This window comes from Streptomyces tricolor, from assembly GCF_002155905.1.
GTDB classification, from domain to species: Bacteria; Actinomycetota; Actinomycetes; order Streptomycetales; family Streptomycetaceae; genus Streptomyces; species Streptomyces tricolor.
In genome coordinates this window covers 1-3,928 of the sequence record NZ_MUMF01000342.1, presented here as the reverse complement: position 1 = coordinate 3,928, position 3,928 = coordinate 1, and the positions used below count along the sequence as shown (strand labels likewise).

5 protein-coding genes are annotated in these 3,928 nt (G+C 73.7%); all 5 read right to left on the bottom strand.

The window, feature by feature from the left end; translation table 11 throughout:
- On the bottom strand, window positions 1-1,201 hold a 1,201-nt coding region (locus tag CCN44_RS23985; protein WP_086699427.1), incomplete at its 3' end, for a cytochrome P450.
- Window positions 1,198-1,824, bottom strand: a complete 627-nt coding sequence (locus tag CCN44_RS23980) for a GTP-binding protein (protein ID WP_391045106.1) — start codon at window positions 1,822-1,824, stop codon at window positions 1,198-1,200. The genes CCN44_RS23980 and CCN44_RS23985, both read right to left, overlap by 4 nt.
- Entirely contained in the window at window positions 1,805-2,152 is a 348-nt protein-coding gene (locus CCN44_RS23975) for a DUF742 domain-containing protein (protein WP_059246943.1), read from the bottom strand. Before CCN44_RS23975 ends, CCN44_RS23980 begins: the two co-directional genes overlap by 20 nt.
- Window positions 2,153-2,163: 11 nt before the next feature.
- The gene (locus tag CCN44_RS23970) at window positions 2,164-2,571 is read right to left on the bottom strand and encodes a roadblock/LC7 domain-containing protein (protein WP_059246945.1); all 408 of its coding nucleotides are present in this window, start codon (window positions 2,569-2,571) and stop codon (window positions 2,164-2,166) included.
- Window positions 2,568-3,928: sensor histidine kinase (locus CCN44_RS23965; RefSeq protein WP_107502106.1), on the bottom strand; the 1,361-nt coding region annotated here is incomplete at its 5' end. The genes CCN44_RS23965 and CCN44_RS23970, both read right to left, overlap by 4 nt.

The following is a 3,928-nucleotide window of genomic DNA, read 5'->3' as shown; positions in this document are numbered from 1 at the left end:
GTACGGGGGTGAAGCGGACGGGCAGTGTGGTCAGTCCCCTGAGCCAGGGCGAGGGGCGGCGGGTGAGGGACTCGGCGGGCACCGCCAGGTCGATGTCCGGCAGCCGGTCCAGGACCACCTCGATGCCGGTCCGCGCGATCACCTCGGCGATCTCCTGCGCGGGGAACGGGCAGCGGTGCTCGCCGTGGCCGAAGGAGAAGTGCGCGTTGTTGCCTCCGGTCAGCGCGGCGGCGTCGGTCCGCACCTGCGGATCGGAGTTGGCGCCCTGAAGTCCGAGCAGCAGCAGGTCGCCGGCCTTGATGCGCCGGCCGCCGAGGTGGGTGTCGCGGGCGGCCCAGCGGCCCGCCACGTTCTGCGTCGGCGTGTCCTCCCACAGCACCTCGTTCATCGCCTCGGCGACGCTGTGGCGCCCGCCGAACAGGGAGGCCGCGAACCGGTCGTCGGTGAGCATCAGCCGCAGGGAGTTGCCGATCCAGTCGGCGGTCGGCTGGTGCCCGGCCGCCATCATCACCATCAGGTCCTGCATGATCTCCTCGTCGCCGAACCCGCTCTCGTCGGCGAGCATCCGGGAGACCACGTCGTCGGCGGGCTCCTTCCTCCGGTCGGCCAGCAACCGGCCCATGGAGGACGCCAGATGAGCCTGCCCGGCCAGGGCCCGCTCCCGCCCGTCAATCATGTCGTTCAGGGCGGTGACCAGCCCCGGACCGTCCTCGTCGGGGAAGCCGTACAGCCGGGCCAGGACCCGCACCGGGAGCAGCATCGCGTACTGCGCGATCAGATCGGCCTCGCCCTCGGCGCACAGCGCGTCGAGCAGATCGTCCGCGAACCGCTCGGCGTGCCCGCGCAGTTCGAACGGGTCCACCGCCTCCAGCGCGTTGCTGATCATGGCCGCGCGCTCCCGGTGCCGTTCGCCGACCGTGTAGAGGATCGACGGCTGCTTGCGGCCGATCATCGGCAGCAGCGGCCAGTCCGCGGGGATGTTCTCCCACTGGTTCCACAGGTCCGAGTCCCGGCTGAACAGCACCGGATCGCCGGTCACCTGGTGCAGCTCGCGATAGCCCAGCACCAGCCAGGCCGGTACGTCTCCGTCGAGCAGCACCGGCACCACGGCGCCGTGGTCGCGCCGCATCTCCCGGTACAGCCGGGCGGGTTCGGTCTGGAACCGGGGTCCGCTGAGCGGGACGGCGTCGGGGGTGGTCACACGAACTCCTGTCGGGGCAGGCCGGCTCGCACGGACGGGTCGGCGTACCGGTTCTTCACGTGCTGCACCAGCGTGATCAGGACCTGCTTGCCCGACTCCCGGGAACGGGCGTCGCAGTCGACCAGCGGCACCTGCGGATCGAGGTCGAGGGCCTCGCGGACGTCCGCGCCGGCGCGGACCGGGCCGCCGAAGTCGTTGCAGGCCACGATGAACGGCGTGCCGTGGTGCTCCAGCCGGTCGATCGCGTACCAGGAGTCGTCGATCCGCCGGGTGTCGACCAGCACGACCGCGCCGAGCGTGCCGGAGAACAGCCGGTCCCACAGGAACCAGAAGCGCTCCTGGCCGGGCGCGCCGAACAGGTACAGCACATTGCGCGCGTCCAGGCTGATCCGGCCGAAGTCGAAGGCGACCGTCGTGGCGGACTTGCCGCGCACCTGGCGGATGTCGTCCACCGTGGCGCCGGCCTGCGTCATCGTCTCCTCGGTGTTGAGGGGGCGGATCTCGCTGACCGAACGGACCAGCGTGGTCTTGCCGACGCCGAAGCCGCCCACGACCACGATCTTGAAACCTTGGTCGGCGGAGGCACCCAACGGGGTGCGCGCGTCAGAGGTTGCGGAGTCCAACGAGCACCTGCTCCAGGATGTCGGGATCGGTAATGGCCGGCCGGCGTGGATGGCGGGCGCTGACCCGGCCCGCCGCCAGCAGGTCGCACAGCAGCACCTTGGTGATGCCGACGGGCAGCCGCAGTTCGGCGGCGATCTCCACCACCGAGGTGGGGAACCGGGTCAGCTTCAGGATCGCCACGTGCTCCGACTGCATGCCGGCCACCGGTTCCGACTCGGCGACCACGAGGGTCACCAGGTCGAAGGGGTTGTCGGGGTCGGTCCGGCTGCGACCCTGGGTGATGGTGTACAGCCGGTCCGGGGCGTCGTCCCGGCCCGGACGGTTCATGCCCGGTCGGCTCATGAGGTGCGGGGCAGAGCGGTCAGGTGCTCGCCGAGCTGCTCCACCAGTTCGCTCATGTTGTGGCCGACGACGCCGGCGTCCGCGTCCTCCGTGGTGATCACGGCCAGATGGGCGCCGGCGCCCGCCTCCACGATGAACAGCACACCGCCGTAGAACTCCGTCATCGCCGAGCGCACCCCGCCGCTGCCGTCGCCGAACTCGATCGACGCCCCGTGCGAGAGCGACTGGATCCCGGCGGCGATGGCGGCCAGCTGGTCGGCCTGGTCGACGGTCAGCTCGGGCGTACGGCACAGCTTCAGCCCGTCCCGGGACAGCACGAGCGCGTGCCGGGCGCCCGGGGTCCTCTCCAGCAGGCCCTCCAGGAGCCAGGTGAGCTTGTCGTCGGCGGTGGTCGGGCCGGTCATGAAGTGGTGTCGCCTTCCGGGTGCGCGTGCGGGTGAGAGGGGGCGGGGGAGCTGTGCTCGCCGGTGTCGTGCGGGGAGCCGCCGGTGTGGCGGGCGGAGTCGTCGGCCGGCGGACGGTGGGGCGTGGCGCCCGCGTCCGGTGCCGGGCCGGGCTGCCGGGTGTCCGGGGCCGACGGGCGGACCGCCTGGCGGAAGCTGCTGAAGCGGGCGGCGCGGGCCCGGCCCTCGTCGGCGGCCGGTGCGGTGCGGGGCGGGTCGGCGGCCTGCGGGGTGCGGTGCGTGTCGGCGGTCCGCGCGGAGCGGTCGGCGGTACCGGGCGCGGACCGGGCGCGTTCCGCCTCGGCGAGCGTACGGCCCCGGCGGCGCTTGGGCAGCCCGGCCGGGCCCGGCTCCGGCGGTGCGGCGGACTCGTGGACCGGAGCGGTCTCCACGGCGGCCGGTGCCGCCGCCACCGCGCCGCCCGGCGGGCGCGGGGTCGCGGCGGCCGGCTCGTTCGGGACGGGGCTGGGGCTGGTCAGGATGTCCTGGGGGATGAGCATCAGCACGCCCGTACCGCCGCGCGCCGACGGCCGGAACGACACCTTCAGCCCGTGCTTGCGCGCCAGCCGGCCGACCACGGCCAGCCCGAGCCGGGTGCCGGTCAGACCGCCCAGCCCGGTGATGTCGCCGGAGACCGCCCGCTCGGCACGGCGCAGCTGCACCTCGCCCATCACCAGCCCGCTGTCCTCCACGGACACGATCACCCCGGCCGGCACCTCCTCCACGTAGACGTGGACCTCGGCGGTCGGCGGCGAGAAGTTCGCGGCGTTGTCGAGGAGTTCGGCGAGCGCGTGCATCACGCCCTCGGCGGCGTGCCCCGCGACGGCTGCCTCGCTGGCCGAGTGCACCCGGACCCGCCGGTAGCCGGCGATCCGGCCCATCGCGCCGCGCAGGATCGACTCCATCCCGATCGGCCGCGCCCAGCGGCGGCCCGTACGCGCCCCGGTCAGCACGGCGATGGAGTCCGCGAGCCGGCCGGCCTGGGCGGTGCGGTGGTCGAGATGCAGCAGATCGGCCAGCACGTCCTCGTCGGTGTGCCGGTCCTCCATCGCCCGCAGGTCGGCGAGCGTGGCCGTGGCGAGGGCCTGCATCCGGGCGGCGGCGTTGGCGGTCGCGGCGAGCGCGGTGGCCCGCTCCCGCCGGGCCTGCTCCAAGTCGTCGGACAGCCGGGCGTTCTCCTGCCGGAGCCGGTCCAGCTCCCGCGTGCCCTCCTGCTCCAGGCGGGCGCGCTCGGCCTCGAACGACTCCGTCAGCTCGGTGCGCTGCCGGGCGAGTTCGTCGATGAGCCGCTGCTGCTCCAGCAGCAGGCCCGCACGAC

Excerpts from the sequence above, each read along its gene's own strand:
- CCN44_RS23975 (WP_059246943.1), bottom strand. The coding sequence starts at position 2,152 with ATGAACCGTCCGGGCCGGGACGACGCCCCGGACCGGCTGTACACCATC.
- CCN44_RS23970 (WP_059246945.1), bottom strand. The coding sequence starts at position 2,571 with ATGACCGGCCCGACCACCGCCGACGACAAGCTCACCTGGCTCCTGGAG.